Origin of the sequence: Pseudomonas sp. MS646, assembly GCF_036693845.1 — a bacterium.
In the GTDB taxonomy this organism is placed as follows: Bacteria; Pseudomonadota; Gammaproteobacteria; order Pseudomonadales; family Pseudomonadaceae; genus Aquipseudomonas; species Aquipseudomonas chlororaphis_E.
This window is the reverse complement of record NZ_CP144763.1, coordinates 73320-88136: the sequence shown is the minus strand read 5'-3', so window position 1 is coordinate 88136 and position 14817 is coordinate 73320. Positions and strand designations below refer to the sequence as shown.

Genomic DNA, 14817 nt, shown 5'->3' with positions numbered 1-14817 from the left:
GTTAGCCTCCTTGGCTAATGGGGTCAGCTTCAAGGCCCAGCTCGCTCAGCACACGAGCCCGGGACTCATCGACGGCGAGCACGCCCTCAATCGCTTTTCGAAATGCAGGTGCGTTACCCAGGGGCCCCTTGAGAGCTACCAGCGCGTCGCGCAGCTCCATCAGTTTCTTGAGCTCAGGTACTTGCTCGACCAGGCTGGCCGGATTGAAATCCCTCATCGAATTAACGCTCAGTTGCACAACTAACGTTTCTGTTTCGCTTTCTTCCAGCAAACGGTTCGGCACACTCAGCGTCAGCTTCAACTCTTGCTTGGCCAGGACCTCATCGAACGTCATCTTGTCGATGCTGATCGGCTTGCGATCCTCAACCTTGCGCTCGTCTGCACGGTGGGTGTAATCACCCATTGCGACTAATTTCAGCGGTAGTTCAATCTGTTCCTGAGCCCCGCCAGTCGTGGGCTTGAACGTAATGTTGATACGTTCCTTGGGCGCTACAGAGCCATCTTTGGCCATGGTTTTTTCCTTAAGATTTTGACCCGCAGGCCTATTCAATGACCCGTTCCAGGTCGAGGTAACACAATCTGCGATAGGTCTCGTTCCTGCACTCACGTACGGCGTGGCTCTGTGGCAGAAGCTCACAGCAGTGATGCAACTGGTGCAGTACCTGAAGCCCAAGATCGGGCTCCCACCCATTCAAGTCGGCGTGCTGAAGGTTCTGATCCAGTGCTTCGAGCTGGATCTTGGCGAGTTCGTATTTCTTGGCCGATATGCACAAGCGAGCCATTGCGAACCGCCAGAGAAATCGCTCACGGGAGCCAAGAGCGCTTCGCATGCCGTGCCTGAGTGACTGGACAGCAGGCTTGAGGCCATCCTCATGCAGAATCGACCGCGCCTCTTCGAGGGCCAGGTCCCACGGCGCGTCGCTGTTGACGACATCGATGCCAAGCGGGGCATTGGAGCATTGCAAGTGAGGCATCACATGGGCGGCGATCCAACCACGAGTCGCCGGATCGGCAAACGGCACGCCGTCATGCCAGCGCAGTTCCAATACACCCGGCAGGCGCTGGATGAACTGCGCAAAATGGACTTCCACTTCCCGCATGGCCTGCTCGGCATTCAAGCCTTGTAGGCATTCCCAGGCGAGCCTTTGACCATCGAACCAGAATGGAGCCTTGGCCAGACTGGCTTCGACTTGAACAAGCAGGTCCGCATAGCGGCCCTGCAAGAAGGTTTCCTGATAGCTCTTGAGTCTGTCCATCGGTACGCCACGCAGTTGAGTAACCTGTTCTGCGTTGCGCTCAGGCATTACATCGATCGAGAGCCATAACAAGGCCCTATTCAACCGCAGGGCCCGAGCGTCGGTTGCTTTTTGCTTGAGCCACCAGGCACACAGTGAACGGGCACCTTCCTGCTGGACGCGCAGGGTTCTACAAGCCTCTTTTTCGCTTTCAATCGGAGTCTCGCAGGCAAGCAATTGAGCGGCCGTCTGTTTCACCTGGGCAACTGCCGCATGGATGACACCGGGTTGCGGCTGGTGCTGGGCGACTCGTTGGATCATGTGTTTGATTCGCCGGCAAAGCGGTAACAGCAAGGGCGCCTCGTCGCCCAGATAAGCGCTGCAAACCGCATCAAGGCCTTCAAGCTGAGCCGCCAGATGATGGAACAACGGCATCTGCTCTTTGAATGCCACGTTATCCCCCAGCACTTGATCCAAGCGCGTGACCAGCCAATTGATGCTGGCGGCACGGGTTCGAAGCCTGGCGGGATGGATCTCGGCCCAATGGCTTTTACAAAGGTGATGCAAGAGACAAAGGCCGGCCAACAGCCCCTGGAAAGATTCACGCTGATACAGCGCCCATGTCAGCCAGACAGCGACCCGTACATCCTTCGACTGCCGGCGCAGTAGCGATTCGCTCTGTTCAAGAACCTTCAGCCAATCGACCTGATCGTGTTCATACATCGATCGAGATTTGATCAACTCGCTTTCCAACGCTTCGTACTCATTGGAAAAACGCACGTCCGCACCCGCAAAGCTGTCCTTGGACACAGGCGACTTGGCGAGAGCCAGGTAATGGGCGGAAAGTTTTCCTGAGTACGACATTCACGACTCTGTTTAGATGAATTCGGTTTATGGTCCGACTATTCAGGACGCAGGCTATCCATAAGCAAGCAATGGATACTTCAGATAACGTGGGTGACAACTGCCACTACACCCCAGCAGCTACCCTCCACTCGAACGCAGCAGAGCATGCCAAGGTTCAACAAATAAAAAAGTAGGAAATTTCGGTTTTTACTTGGAACAAAACGAAAAAGACAAACAGACAGTAAAAACCCAACCCAGATCACATCACTGATACCAAGTCGAACTCCACGTCAACCATCAAGAAAGCTAAATCATTACACAAGTTGACAAAACTTATGGTTAAGAGAAATTTCCTACATACTTTTCTTTTTTTTAATCTATTGAGGTTTTTGTCCTTCAAGGCTGCTTCAATGTCCTCAGGAGCCACTGCAAACCCAAGGACGAATCGATGTCTCACTTCCATGCCCGTTCAAAATCCCGAATCGCCATCACTGGCCTTGAACCTGAATTTCAAGTTCATACATTCAAAGGTAGAGAGGCTATCAGCCAGCCCTATTCGTTCGATGTAGAACTCGTCAGTGAGCGAAAGGACATCGATCTTGAGAAACTGCTCCATAGACAGGCATTTCTTACATTCGGCCAACAAGAAAAACAGACATGCGGTGTGCACGGACTCATCTACCGCGCTGCACAAGGCGACTCCGGCAAGCGGCTCACTCATTACAAGGTAAAACTCAAACCCCAACTTTTCTACTTGGCACATCGCATTAATCAACGGATCTTCCAGCACCTCAGCGTCCCGCAAATCATCACATCGATCCTCAAGGAACATGGCATTCTTTCCGATGCCCATCACTTTCACTTGAGTGAACACTACGCGCCCCGCGCCTATTGCGTACAGTACCGAGAATCAGACTTGCACTTCATTGAGCGCCTGTGTCAAGAAGAGGGCTTGCACTATCATTTCCGGCACAGTGAATCGAGCCATTACCTGGTATTTGGCGATGACCAGACTGTGTTTCCCCGAATCGACCACCTTGGTGTTTATAAACAGCACAGCGGCATGATCGCCGATGAACCGGTGATACGACGTTTTGCTTTAAGGCTGGAAACCCGGACCAGCCAAGTCCGGCGTCGAGACTACGATTTCGAAAAAGCCTCGGTTCTAATGGAAAATAACTGGCAGCCAGACCACGAAAGCGTCCAACCAGACTTGGAGGACTATGATTATCCCGGCAATTTTACCCGGGATAAACGAGGTCGACTGCTGAGCAGGCGCAGCCTGGAACGCCATCGCGCCGACTACCAGCAGGCGGAAGGCCACAGTGGTCAGCCCACGCTGGCGGCCGGACACTTCCTGATGCTGAGTGAACATCCTCGCCAGGAATGGAATGATCTATGGCTGCTGACGGAAGTGCATCACGAAGGCAGGCAGCCGCAAGTCTTGGAAGAAGGCGCCGCTGGCGCCCCCTCCACGCACGCCGGAGACTTCGACCAGGGTTATCGCAATCGCTTCGTCGCGACTCCTTGGGATGTGATCTTTCGCGCACGACGGGTCTATCAAAAACCCTGTATAGCGGGTAGCCAGACCGCCGTGGTTACCGGTCCCAAGGGCGAAGACATCCACTGCGACCATTACGGTCGGGTCAAGGTCAGGTTTTTCTGGGATCGCGCGGATCCTCTGGACGATGGCAGCAGTTGCTGGCTGCGCGTCGCGTCCAATTGGGCAGGCAACGGTTACGGCGCCGTGACGATTCCAAGAGTGGGGATGGAAGTATTGGTGACCTTCATGGAAGGCGACCCCGACAAGCCTTTGATCAGCGGATGTCTGACCAACAGCAGTAACCCTTTGCCCTACCCCCTGCCCGAACTCAAGACGCGCACGGTGCTTCGCTCCCGCAGTTCGCCGGGCGGCAAGGGGTTCAATGAGCTGCATCTGGAAGACCGCGAAGGGCAGGAATTGATCTACCTGCGGGCCCAGCGCGACATGGAACAGAAGATTGAACATGACAGCCGGTTGGAAGTGGGCAACGAAAGGCTGGAAACCGTCATGGGCAACAGCACCACCGTGCTACGTGCCGAAGAACATCGAACCACGGCCTCCAACCGCACGATCCGGGTGGAGGGGGACGATCACCTGCACGCGGCCAACCGACATACCCACGTCGATCAAACATTGATCGTCGAAGCTGGCCAGCAAGTGCATATAAAGGCAGGCGCTCATCTGGTTCTGCACGCAGGCACGACCCTGAGTTTGAATGCTGGAGGTCAGCACATCGTCATAGGCCACGGCGGCATCTACAGCAGCAGTGAAATTCAGATCGGCGGAGCACCGCTAACCGCTGCGCCCGCCTCATCACACACGCACGGTACAACGCTCCCCCTTGTTTCACCGATAGAGTCACCTCGATCGCTCGCCCCTACTCAGCGCGCCTTGATGAGCGCCAGTAAAGCCCTGGGATTGGACTTCTGTCCGATTTGCGAGACTTGCCGCGAAGGGATTTGCTGTACGGAAGCCGTCGCCGCATGACTCAAACCTATCCCCATCAATGGTTGAGTGAGCACCAACACCTTGGCCACAGTTTGTGCGTTGTCCTGGACTCGGAAAATGAGGGCCCGGCACGCCAGGCCTTTCTCAAGAACAGCCGACCCGATCAGTACCTAAGCGTCTATGGCCAAACCGAGGCCAGCGACCTCAACGATGCCGGCCCCTTTGTCTTTGGTTTCGATCAACCTGACGACCCGAACGTCAGCGAACTGCTCAGGCGCCCAGAAAGTCACTGGGGATGGCTGGCCAGCCTGCCCAAGGGAAGCCTCTTCCGGCTGGTCGAACACTGGCGTGAGCGAATGATTGTCGGAACGCGCCCTCATCAGGCGTTGTATCGCTTTCATGACAATCGGGTATTGAGCCGGGCACTTGAACACCTGCCCCTTGAGGCCTATCCCGCCTATCTCGGGCCAGCAATCAGCGTATGTTACTGGCAGGGCACGCGCTGGAAGAATGTCGATAACCCGGCCCCCGGTAAGCACCCGGTGCCAGACTCACCGCTTTGGTTAGAGGTGCCCTTCCCACGACCGCAAGCGATGGAGGCCCGCCGGCTCAATGCACACCGGATTCTGTTGGCCGAGCATCTCCAGGCCTATGCCGAACTCGCCGAACAGCAGGCCGCTGATACCTGGTTGCAATCCGTACTCGATCTGGCCGAAACGTGGAACTGGCAGGCGCCTGGGCAGTTGGAATTTTTGCTGACCCAACGCCTGCGCACACTCGAACCGATGCCGCCGTACTGGCACGTACGTCCTGGCGAAGATCCCGACGAGCATTTTGACCGGGTTCGATCGATGGCGGACTTCTGGCAAGGAGGCGCACCGCTATGACGATCCTCCCGATAACGATTCTTGGCTTGGGCCTGGCGATCACGGCTGGCTGCATCTACAAGCCATCCAATACCTTCACATTCACCGCTGATCTGCCACCTGACTTTGCTTATCAGGCCATTGCCGTATATGTCCCTGCCAAAGGACAAACCTGCACTGTACCGGGTGGAAGAAATACCGAAGTTGGGTACAACCTGCACTGGCGAAAGCATTACCAGCCAGATTCGAAAATCGCCCTGTATCGAAGGGTCAGCGGCTGCCAGCTGGTGATTTACAGGATCAAGCTCGAAATCAATTCGGCCTACGGAGACGACTGGGGAGATATCAGCGGGGATGCCGCAACCGTTGCCATACGTGATGAGCTGGAGCCGCAATACAAGGGCACTTTCAGCGAAACGGGTGAAAGTGTCTTTTATGGTCAATGCCAGTGGCTGTTCCGCACCGCAGGGCCCAGGCGTCGCATCGTCAAGATCCTCGACTGCAAGGAAACCAATGCGCAAGGCGAGCTGCAAGTTGGTCGCCCGTTCTCCGCTTATACCCTGGATCAACTACCGGGCAAGACGCTCAGGATGAGGATCAACTTGGCGGAAGAGGAACGGCCCTACATGCGCGACACCTGGGTGAAATTTCCTAACGGCTGGAAGCGCTGCCTCGGCAAGAGCTTCGAGGATCCATACGCATTCTGTTTAGGAAACCACAAGGACTTCAGTGGCTTTCAGATGCCGGACGGACAGAAATGCACCCTCTATCCAGGGTGCAGTGAATAAGGACATCAACCATGACATCAATGCAATTGGAATTGGAATCCCGGCTGGGCAGTCGCATTCTGAGCTGCCCCGTGAAGGGAAAATGGACTGGATTTCAACTCGTCGATGAGTTCGGCTCTGGCGAGCCTTACGCCGGACTGACTTACGTCGCAATCGATTCAGAAGGGCAAAAATACACGGACAACCTGGACTCCAACGGCATGGGTAGGATCAATGACCACCATGCGGGACCGGTTGCCCTGATCTTTGAGCAAAAATATCGAGGTCCCGAAGAGCTCTATTTAACGCTTCAAGGCAGGGATCACTACCCCTTGGAAATCACCGAACTCCAAGTCCGTGCCGAACAAACCCGTCACCTGAACAACAATGCCACCCGAACCCGAGAAAACCCTGCACAAGCCAGTGCGGACGATTTCTTTCAGGTGGAAGTACGTCATCTGGTCAAACACGCCGCTCACTTGCCTCCCGAGGTATATCGTCATTACCCGCTGCGCGGCGGCCCCGCACGACTGCTAGGCGAACATGGCAAATTCGGCGTGGCCTTGATGCCGGAAAAACATACGGTTTTGGAAGTGCGCCCGTTGCGAGCCCTGCGGCCCTTGTTATCACTGACTCCTGAATTCTGCGCGCTTAACCTGTATCAGTTGGCCCTCATGTCGACACTGAGCTATTGCCCCTTCGGCCAGAAACCCGACCAACCTCCGATAAACACGCCGATAAGCTTCACTCTCCAACCCAGCGTCGGCAACTGGTTCGCGGATGGCCTGGCCAAATCCGAGGAGCTCTGGAAGCTAGGCCCAGAGCAACCAGAACCCTGCTACTACCCGCTGTACGAAGATGTTCCCTACTCCAAACGCCTGGAGATCGTGCCGTTCGACATCGAACTCTATGCGGTGAACGACCCAAAACTGGGTGAAGAGCAGGAGCACCCTGCCAAGGTCCATTTTCTGGATGATCGTACGCTCGGCAAGGAAGCTACTGATACTCAAGCGTTCATTACCCACCATGACGAAGTGATCCTGATTGCCGTGCGCGGTACATCGGAAATGCTCGCTGACGGTTTGCGCGATGCCGATGCACTTCAAGTGCCATTTGAAGAGGGTGATGGCCAAGTACATCGCGGATTCTATGGCGCGGCCAAAAAAGCGGCGGCCTTTGTGACAAGTTATCTGGACCGGTTCCATACCGGGCAACAGCTATTGATTTGCGGTCATAGCCTGGGCGGTGCCGTAGCCCTGTTACTTTCTGAAATGCTGCGTCGCCGAGCAGGCTTTGACTACCGCATCCAGCTCTACACTTACGGCGCACCCCGTGCGGCTGATGCCACCTTCACAAAAAATGCCGAGCCCCTTGCGCACCACCGCATGGTCAACCACAACGACCCGATACCCAGCGTTCCCGGAAGCTGGATGAACACCCGGGCAGGCGTTTATGGCACAGGTGCAGCACTGACTTTCGTCAACGTACCGGTTGGACTTTCGGTGTTCGTGGCGGGCATCACCAACTGGACAGGCGAAAACTACGCGCACCACGGCACCTTGCGACATTTCCTACCGGTTGAATTCGGTCGCCAGGAAAAGTCCTCGATCCTATGGACCCCCAGTTGCGACACCATCACCCAGCAAGCCGCCTGCCAGGTGGCCTTACAGCACCGCCATGGTTTGCCGGATCGCCCGTCGTTACTGGCTCAACTGGTCCATACCGGCAATCACTTCATGGTCCCGGGCTACATTCCCGCGTGCTGGGCAACGCTGCGTCGCTGGCAGCAAGCGCAAGCAGCCGGAGACACATTGGTGACAAAGCGAGAATATGAATGGGTGGCCAACGCATTGGCACGGATTACCCAGCAACTGCGCAGCGAAACCCGTGCGATGGAACAGGGTGCTCCCAACGGGCGCAGCCACATTCCCATTAACGACGCACTTACCCACGAGATCGACAAACTACGCACCACGCACGCTCGCCTGGCGACTTTACGCACCGCCTCGGTCAGTGAAAGAGACGTGTACGGCAGCGTGTCGGAGCGCCCCGAACAGTTGGCGCAAAGTTTGACCCGTTGGCAGGCGCACCCGCAGAACCGGCGGATGGTGCAATGGGCACCTACACCGACCCGGGACGCCGAAGGTGATGGGCTCAGAAATGCCCATGGCTACTCCATTGGCAAACCCTATGCGCTGGATGTCGACTCCATGATCTGACTCGAAGCATCCCTCGACCTACAGGCCTTGAATGCTCCAAGGCCCAGTCGATTAAAGCAGATGCCCCATCTGCCTACAGCGCAAACGGCAGCATCACACGAACCGCCTGCCGCTGCGCCAACCGCTGCTGAAACTCCATCGGGTCGTGGATCAGCACATCCTGCCCGGCGAAGGATTCGGCGGCGATCAAGCGCGACAGCCAGAAGCGCACGCACGCCACGCGCAGCAGGGTCGGCCAGAGGTCGGCCTCGGCGGCGGTGAACGGTCGCAGTGCCGCGTAGGCGCCCAGCAAGGCTCGCGCCCGTGGGCCGTCGAGCACGCCGTCGTCGTCCGAACACCAGTCGTTCAGGGCAATGGCCACGTCATACAACATCGGCCCGGAACAGGCGTTGTAGAAGTCGATCAAGCCGGTCAGGTGGGTGCCTTCGAACATCGCATTATCGCGGAACAGGTCAGCGTGGATGTTGGCGCGAGGCAGCGCCAGGATGCCGACCTTTTGCTGAGCGATTTCTTCCAGCGCGGCTTCCAGCAACCGGCGGGCCTCGGCGTCGAGGTGCGACAGCAGTTTGGCGCCCTCTTCCTGCATCCAGTCCAGGCCGCGGTCGGTCTTGCGCTTGATCATGTTGTCACGGGTGGCCAGGTGCAGGTGCGCCAGCAATTCGCCGACCTGGGCGCAATGCTGGGCATTGGCCTGTTTGATGTGCTTACCCGCCAGGCGCGGTTGCAGCAGCGCCGGTTTGCCTGCCAGTTCCCGCAGCGCGACGCCGTCGGTGGTGCGCAAGGCGTACGGCACCGGCAGGTCGGCGTCGTGCAGCACGTCGAGCAGTTCGATGAAGAACGGCATTTCCTGCACCGGGCCGCGTTCAACCAGGGTCAGGACGAACTCGCCCCGCTCCAGGCTGATAAAGAAATTGGTGTTTTCGCTACCGGCGGCAATCCCCTGGAAATCAAGCAGGCGGCCGAGCCCATAAGGGGCGAGAAAGGTTTCCAGCTCGGGCCGGGCCAAGGGGGTAAACACAGACATGGTTAAAAACTGCTCAGTTCTGGCGCCGCGGTGCAGCGGCGCCGATTAAAGTTAGGCAACTACTTCCACTCGAAGATTTTCCAGGACGGAATCAACATGTCCGGCTGGTCCGAGCGGATGAAGTTTGCATCTGTCCCGTCGGCGCGCACCAGGAAATACGGCGGTGCGCCTTTGGGCGTAACCTTGATCGCGTACAGGAAACCGTTTTGGCGGTACTCCTGGATGACCTTGTCCCCTTCCGTGCGGATGGTAACTTCCGGCTCTGGCGTTGGGGCATCGTCCGCGGCCATGACGGCCAATGGAACGGTTGCAAACAAGCCAGCCAGTAACAGGCGATTGAGTGTGCGCATGATAACCTTGTCCCTTTGTCGTCAACGGTCCCGCTATTCTAGCCCCGGACCCGCCGAAAAGGTTGATCGTGCTCATGAGCCAAGCCCCCCTCGTCCTGGTGGACGGTTCTTCATATCTGTACCGCGCCTTCCACGCGCTGCCACCGCTGACCACCTCCAAAGGCCTGCCCACCGGTGCGGTCAAGGGCGTGCTGAACATGCTCAAGAGCCTGCGCAAGCAGTATCCGGACAGCCCGTTCGCCGTGGTGTTCGACGCCAAGGGCGGGACGTTTCGCGATGCGCTGTACGCCGAATACAAGGCCAACCGCCCGAGCATGCCCGACGACATGCGCGTGCAAATCGAGCCGCTGCATGCCAGCGTCAAGGCCCTGGGCTTCCCGCTGCTTTGCGTGGACAACGTCGAGGCCGATGACGTGATCGGTACCCTGGCCCGCAGCAGCGCGGCGGCCAATCGCCCGGTGGTGATCTCCACCGGCGACAAAGACATGGCGCAGTTGGTCGATGGGCACATTACCTTGGTCAATACGATGACCGGTAGCGCACTGGACGTGGCTGGCGTTAAGGAGAAATTTGGCGTCGCTCCGGAGCAGATCATCGATTACCTGGCGTTGATGGGCGATTCCTCCGACAACATCCCGGGCGTGCCGGGCATCGGCCCGAAAACCGCGTCCGGCCTGCTGGTGGGCGTCAACGGCGGCCTGACCGAGCTGTACGCACAACTGGACATCGTCGCCACCTTGCCGATCCGCGGCGCCAAGACCCTGCCCGCCAAGCTGGAAGAGCACAAGGAAATGGCGTTCCTGTCCTACGAGCTGGCAACCATCAAGACCGACGTGCCGTTGGACGTTGGCCTGGACGACCTGCAGATGGGCGAACCGGACCACGAGAAACTCGCCGAGCTCTACACCCTGCTGGAGTTCAAGAGCTGGTTCGAGGAAAACCAGCGGGACGCCAAGCGCGCTGGCCAGGAGATCGTCGAAGTCAGCGACGAACAGCCCGGCGCCGCCGAGGCCCAGTACGAGATCATTCTTGAACAGGCGCAGTTCGAGGCGTTGCTCGACAAGCTGAACAAGGCGCCGCTGTTCGCGTTCGTCACCGAAACCAACGGCAACGACGCCCAGCATTCGCAACTGGTCGGTTTGTCGTTCGCGGTGGCGCCGTTTGAAGCGGCCTACATTCCGTTGACCCATTCCTACATGGGCGTGCCCGAGCAGTTGGACCGCGACACCGTACTCAAGACCCTAAAGCCGCTGCTGGAAGACCCCAACAAGCTCAAGATCGGCCAGCACGCCAAGTTCGAAACCAACATCCTGGCGAACTGCGCCATCGGCGGGGACCAGAACAACGGCATCTTCGTCCAGGGTATCGCCTTCGACACCATGCTCGAATCCTACGTGTTGGATTCCACGGCGACTCGCCATGACATGGACAGCCTGGCGCTCAAGTACCTGGGCCAGAGCAAGACCGATTTCCAGGACATCGCGGGCAAGGGGGTCAAGCAACTGAGCTTCGACCAGATCGCCCTGGAACTGGCCGGCCCGTACGCCGCCGAAGGAGCCGACGTGACTTTGCGTCTGCACCAGGCCTTGCAGGAGAAACTCGCCGCCACGCCGAGCCTGGGCACAGTGTTGAATGACATCGAAATGCCGCTGATGCCAGTCCTGGCGCGCATCGAACGCCAGGGCGCGCTGGTGGATGCGAACCTGCTGGGTGTGCAGAGCGTTGAGTTGGGCGAGAAGCTGGTGGCACTGGAGCGTGAGGCGTTTGCCATCGCCGGCGAGGAATTCAACCTCGGCTCGCCGAAGCAACTGGGCGTGATCCTGTACGAAAAACTCGGCTTGCCGGTACTCAGCAAAACCGCCAAGGGCCAGGCGTCCACCGCCGAAGCCGTGCTCGCCGAACTGGCCGAGCAGGATTACCCGCTGCCCAAGGTGCTGATGCAGTACCGTTCGTTGAGCAAGCTCAAGAGCACCTACACCGACCGCCTGCCGGAGCAGATCAACAGCCGCACCGGACGCGTGCACACCAACTATCAACAAGCCGTCGCGGCGACCGGGCGTTTGTCATCCATCGACCCGAACCTGCAGAACATTCCGATCCGGACCGCCGAAGGCCGCCGGATTCGCCAGGCGTTCATCGCGCCCAAAGGCTACAAGCTGCTGGCAGCGGACTACTCGCAGATCGAACTGCGGATCATGGCGCACCTGGCCAAGGACGAAGGCCTGCTTCATGCATTCCGCAACAATCTGGATGTGCACCGGGCCACGGCCGCCGAAGTATTCGGCGTCGAGCTGGAAGCCGTCAGCCATGACCAGCGTCGCAGCGCCAAGGCGATCAACTTCGGCTTGATCTACGGCATGAGCGCATTCGGCCTCGCCAAACAGATCGGCGTGGACCGCAAGCAATCCCAGGCCTACATCGACCGCTATTTCGCCCGCTACCCCGGGGTGTTGCAGTACATGGAGCGCACCCGCGCCCAGGCGGCCGAGCAGGGTTTCGTCGAAACCATTTTCGGCCGCCGGCTGTACCTGCCGGACATCAACGCGAAGAACCCGGCCCTGCGCAAAGGCGCCGAGCGCACGGCGATCAACGCGCCGATGCAAGGCACCGCCGCCGATATCATCAAGAAGGCCATGGTGGCCGTGGACCGCTGGTTGTCGAACTCAGGGCTGGACGCCCGGGTCATCCTGCAGGTGCACGATGAATTGGTGCTGGAAGTGCGCGAAGACCTGGTCGACCAGGTCAGCACTGAAATTCGCCAGCACATGAGCGCCGCCGCCACGCTGGATGTGCCGCTGCTGGTGGAAGTGGGCGTGGGTAATAACTGGGACGAGGCGCACTGATAGGTCTGCCGGTGGCGCTAGAACAGCCTGTGGCGAGGGAGCTTGCTCCCGCTGGGTGGCGCAGCCGCCCCCAACATTTTGTGAGCGCTTCGCGCTCAAGCGGGAGCAAGCTCCCTCGCCACAGAAAGCACTGCGCAACCGGCAAAAACGTTTAAGTTCGGAAAAGCCCTACGGTTATTTCCAAAAATAATCTGAACTAAACCCGTGAATTGCCACTCAGAGATTTTGAATGGCTGGTGAAGCCCTTCAATGCTCCTATGTTGTGTTAAGTGTTGGCAGATATCTGGACCCCGCCCTAGCGGTCCGGAACTTGGACCCCGAACTTCCCCCTCCCCATACGAAGTCCGGGGTTTTTTTTGCCTGCGATTTGGCTTATTCGGCCGCTTCGCTGCCCTTGTCCGCCAGTTCCATCCAGTCGGCCAGCACGGTGTAGGCCTCTTCCAGGCCCATGCGCTTGGGCGCCGAGAACAGCTGGATGGTGACCGCGTCGCCCCAGCCTTTGCGGATTTCCGACTGCACCTTGAGCAAGGTGTTCTTGGCCGCGCCGTAGGTGAGCTTGTCCGCCTTGGTCAGCAGGATGTGCATCGGCATGCCGCTGGCCACGGCCCAGTCCAGCATCAGCAGGTCGAAGTCGGTCATCGGATGGCGGATGTCCATCATCAGAATCAAACCCTTCAGACTCTCGCGGCTGCCCAGGTAGGCTTCCAGGTGGCGCTGCCAGTGTTGCTTGAGCGGAATCGGCACCTTGGCGTAGCCGTAACCAGGCAGGTCGACCAAACGGCGTTCATCGTCTAGCTTGAAGAAGTTCAAGAGCTGCGTGCGACCTGGGGTTTTCGAGGTGCGTGCCAGGCTCGCATGGGTCAGGGTGTTCAGCGCGCTGGACTTGCCGGCGTTGGAACGCCCGGCAAAGGCCACTTCAAAGCCTTCGTCGTCAGGGCACTGGTCGACTTTGGCGGCGCTGAGCATGAAGGTGGACTGTTGGCACAGGCCAAGGATGGGGTTCTTCAGTTGCATGGGATTTCCGATGTGAGCGGCGTCGGGAATGGACGCGGCAAGCTGTGTCGTTTCCGTTTCAGTGACGCCAGTATATAATGCCGCAGATTTTGTGTGCGCTTTGTCCCAGCGTAGGATGAAGCTCACGGGAGCGATCGACCGAAATTGCGCACTAGAACGCAGCTCGCTCTCAACCCTGAAAAGGTCGTTTTATGACGAAATGGCTGCTAGCTGCCGGTGTCTTGATGCCGCTTTACAGCGCTCAGGCTACACAGGATCCGGAAGCTGTGTACAACCGTGTTTGTGGTGCCTGTCATTCCGGCCAACTCCCCACAGCGCCCCGCAAGGGCGACCAGGAAGCTTGGACGCCGAGGTTGGCGAAAGGTATGGAGACGCTGGTGCAACACGTGACCCAGGGTTTCAAGGCGATGCCGCCGCGTGGTTTGTGCATGGACTGCAGTGCCGAGGATTACCGAGCAATCATCCAGTGGATGAGCGAGTGATCCCGGTCCATAACTCTTTAACCCTTAGCCGTAGTTGGATTAGCTGATGAACAAACTGATCGTGAGTCTGCTGTTGACCTTGGGGATGACCGGTGTAGCCCACGCCGCTGGCGATGCCGCTGCCGGTCAGGCGAAAGCGGCGGTATGCGGGGCCTGCCATGGTCCAGATGGCAATAGCATGGCGCCCAACTTTCCGAAACTGGCGGGCCAGGGCGAGCGTTACCTGAACAAGCAACTGCACGACATCAAGTCCGGCAAGCGCACGGTGCTGGAGATGACCGGCTTGCTGACCAACCTGAGCGATCAGGACCTGGCGGACATCTCGGCCTACTTCGCCAGCCAGAAAGGCAGCGTCGGGGCAGCCGATCCAAAACTCGTGGCCCGTGGCGAGAAACTGTTCCGCGGCGGCGACCTGGAAAAGGGCCTGCCAGCCTGCACCGGCTGCCATTCGCCTAACGGCGCCGGCAACGCCGCTGCCGGCTTCCCACACCTGGGTGGCCAGCATGCCCAGTACGTTGCCAAGCAGCTGACCGACTTCCGCAAGGAAGAAGCCGGCCGCGCCAACGACGGCGACGCGATGACCATGCGTACCATCGCTCGCAAGTTGAGCGACGAAGACATCGCCGCCGTCGCCAGCTACATCCAGGGCCTGCACTAAGGTCCTCGGGCGACGTTATGAG

Annotated in this window: 12 protein-coding genes; 7 read left to right on the top strand and 5 right to left on the bottom strand. The window is 58.5% G+C overall.

The features are described 5' to 3' along the window. Nucleotide 1: 1 nt before the first annotated feature. Together tssB and tssA are read right to left on the bottom strand one after the other, a co-directional pair. The gene (gene tssB, locus V3H56_RS00390) at nucleotides 2-511 is read right to left on the bottom strand and encodes a type VI secretion system contractile sheath small subunit (RefSeq protein ID WP_047739335.1); all 510 of its coding nucleotides are present in this window, start codon (nucleotides 509-511) and stop codon (nucleotides 2-4) included. 31 nt (nucleotides 512-542) lie between these two features. After that, the gene (gene tssA, locus V3H56_RS00385; protein WP_047739336.1) at nucleotides 543-2099 is read right to left on the bottom strand and encodes a type VI secretion system protein TssA; all 1557 of its coding nucleotides are present in this window, start codon (nucleotides 2097-2099) and stop codon (nucleotides 543-545) included. A gap of 430 nt (nucleotides 2100-2529) precedes the next feature. On the opposite strand from tssA, the gene tssI reads away from it, so the two are divergent. Genes tssI through V3H56_RS00365 form a run of 4 tightly spaced genes read left to right on the top strand, consistent with a single transcriptional unit; the run spans nucleotide 2530 to nucleotide 8424 of the window. Continuing rightward, complete coding sequence (gene tssI / locus V3H56_RS00380; protein WP_047739337.1) at nucleotides 2530-4611, top strand: type VI secretion system tip protein TssI/VgrG; 2082 nt, start codon at nucleotides 2530-2532, stop codon at nucleotides 4609-4611. Beyond that, nucleotides 4608-5459, top strand: a complete 852-nt coding sequence (locus tag V3H56_RS00375) for a DUF4123 domain-containing protein (RefSeq protein ID WP_042728885.1) — start codon at nucleotides 4608-4610, stop codon at nucleotides 5457-5459. Before tssI ends, V3H56_RS00375 begins: the two co-directional genes overlap by 4 nt. Continuing rightward, entirely contained in the window at nucleotides 5456-6226 is a 771-nt protein-coding gene (locus tag V3H56_RS00370) for a hypothetical protein (RefSeq protein ID WP_042728886.1), read from the top strand. Before V3H56_RS00375 ends, V3H56_RS00370 begins: the two co-directional genes overlap by 4 nt. Nucleotides 6227-6237: 11 nt before the next feature. After that, nucleotides 6238-8424, top strand: coding sequence for a lipase family protein (locus V3H56_RS00365; protein ID WP_042728887.1), 2187 nt, complete (start codon nucleotides 6238-6240; stop codon nucleotides 8422-8424). Nucleotides 8425-8497: 73 nt separating this feature from the next. On the opposite strand, the gene V3H56_RS00360 is transcribed toward V3H56_RS00365, so the two are convergent. Next, entirely contained in the window at nucleotides 8498-9448 is a 951-nt protein-coding gene (locus V3H56_RS00360) for a homoserine kinase (protein ID WP_042728888.1), read from the bottom strand. A 59-nt stretch (nucleotides 9449-9507) separates the two neighbouring features. Further along, entirely contained in the window at nucleotides 9508-9798 is a 291-nt protein-coding gene (locus tag V3H56_RS00355; RefSeq protein WP_034149452.1) for a DUF2782 domain-containing protein, read from the bottom strand. A 74-nt stretch (nucleotides 9799-9872) separates the two neighbouring features. Between V3H56_RS00355 and polA the strand changes: the two genes are divergently transcribed. Then, nucleotides 9873-12641 (top strand): DNA polymerase I, encoded by a 2769-nt coding sequence (gene polA / locus V3H56_RS00350; RefSeq protein WP_047739338.1) that lies wholly within the window; start codon nucleotides 9873-9875, stop codon nucleotides 12639-12641. Nucleotides 12642-13013: 372 nt separating this feature from the next. On the opposite strand, the gene yihA is transcribed toward polA, so the two are convergent. Beyond that, on the bottom strand, nucleotides 13014-13655 hold the full coding sequence (yihA, locus tag V3H56_RS00345) for a ribosome biogenesis GTP-binding protein YihA/YsxC (RefSeq protein WP_042732761.1): 642 nt from the start codon (nucleotides 13653-13655) through the stop codon (nucleotides 13014-13016). A 191-nt stretch (nucleotides 13656-13846) separates the two neighbouring features. On the opposite strand from yihA, the gene V3H56_RS00340 reads away from it, so the two are divergent. Then, on the top strand, nucleotides 13847-14137 hold the full coding sequence (locus V3H56_RS00340) for a c-type cytochrome (protein ID WP_003177141.1): 291 nt from the start codon (nucleotides 13847-13849) through the stop codon (nucleotides 14135-14137). Nucleotides 14138-14183: 46 nt separating this feature from the next. Further along, on the top strand, nucleotides 14184-14795 hold the full coding sequence (locus V3H56_RS00335) for a c-type cytochrome (protein ID WP_042732760.1): 612 nt from the start codon (nucleotides 14184-14186) through the stop codon (nucleotides 14793-14795). Nucleotides 14796-14817: the final 22 nt, after the last annotated feature.

Bases quoted from the DNA above. Each gene is read 5' to 3' on its own strand.
- tssB (WP_047739335.1), bottom strand. From the start codon at position 511: ATGGCCAAAGATGGCTCTGTAGCGCCCAAGGAACGTATCAACATTACG.
- V3H56_RS00370 (WP_042728886.1), top strand. From the start codon at position 5,456: ATGACGATCCTCCCGATAACGATTCTTGGCTTGGGCCTGGCGATCACG.
- yihA (WP_042732761.1), bottom strand. From the start codon at position 13,655: ATGCAACTGAAGAACCCCATCCTTGGCCTGTGCCAACAGTCCACCTTC.
- V3H56_RS00360 (WP_042728888.1), bottom strand. From the start codon at position 9,448: ATGTCTGTGTTTACCCCCTTGGCCCGGCCCGAGCTGGAAACCTTTCTC.
- V3H56_RS00340 (WP_003177141.1), top strand. From the start codon at position 13,847: ATGACGAAATGGCTGCTAGCTGCCGGTGTCTTGATGCCGCTTTACAGC.
- V3H56_RS00355 (WP_034149452.1), bottom strand. From the start codon at position 9,798: ATGCGCACACTCAATCGCCTGTTACTGGCTGGCTTGTTTGCAACCGTT.
- V3H56_RS00335 (WP_042732760.1), top strand. From the start codon at position 14,184: ATGAACAAACTGATCGTGAGTCTGCTGTTGACCTTGGGGATGACCGGT.
- tssA (WP_047739336.1), bottom strand. From the start codon at position 2,099: ATGTCGTACTCAGGAAAACTTTCCGCCCATTACCTGGCTCTCGCCAAG.
- polA (WP_047739338.1), top strand. From the start codon at position 9,873: ATGAGCCAAGCCCCCCTCGTCCTGGTGGACGGTTCTTCATATCTGTAC.
- tssI (WP_047739337.1), top strand. From the start codon at position 2,530: ATGTCTCACTTCCATGCCCGTTCAAAATCCCGAATCGCCATCACTGGC.
- V3H56_RS00365 (WP_042728887.1), top strand. From the start codon at position 6,238: ATGACATCAATGCAATTGGAATTGGAATCCCGGCTGGGCAGTCGCATT.
- V3H56_RS00375 (WP_042728885.1), top strand. From the start codon at position 4,608: ATGACTCAAACCTATCCCCATCAATGGTTGAGTGAGCACCAACACCTT.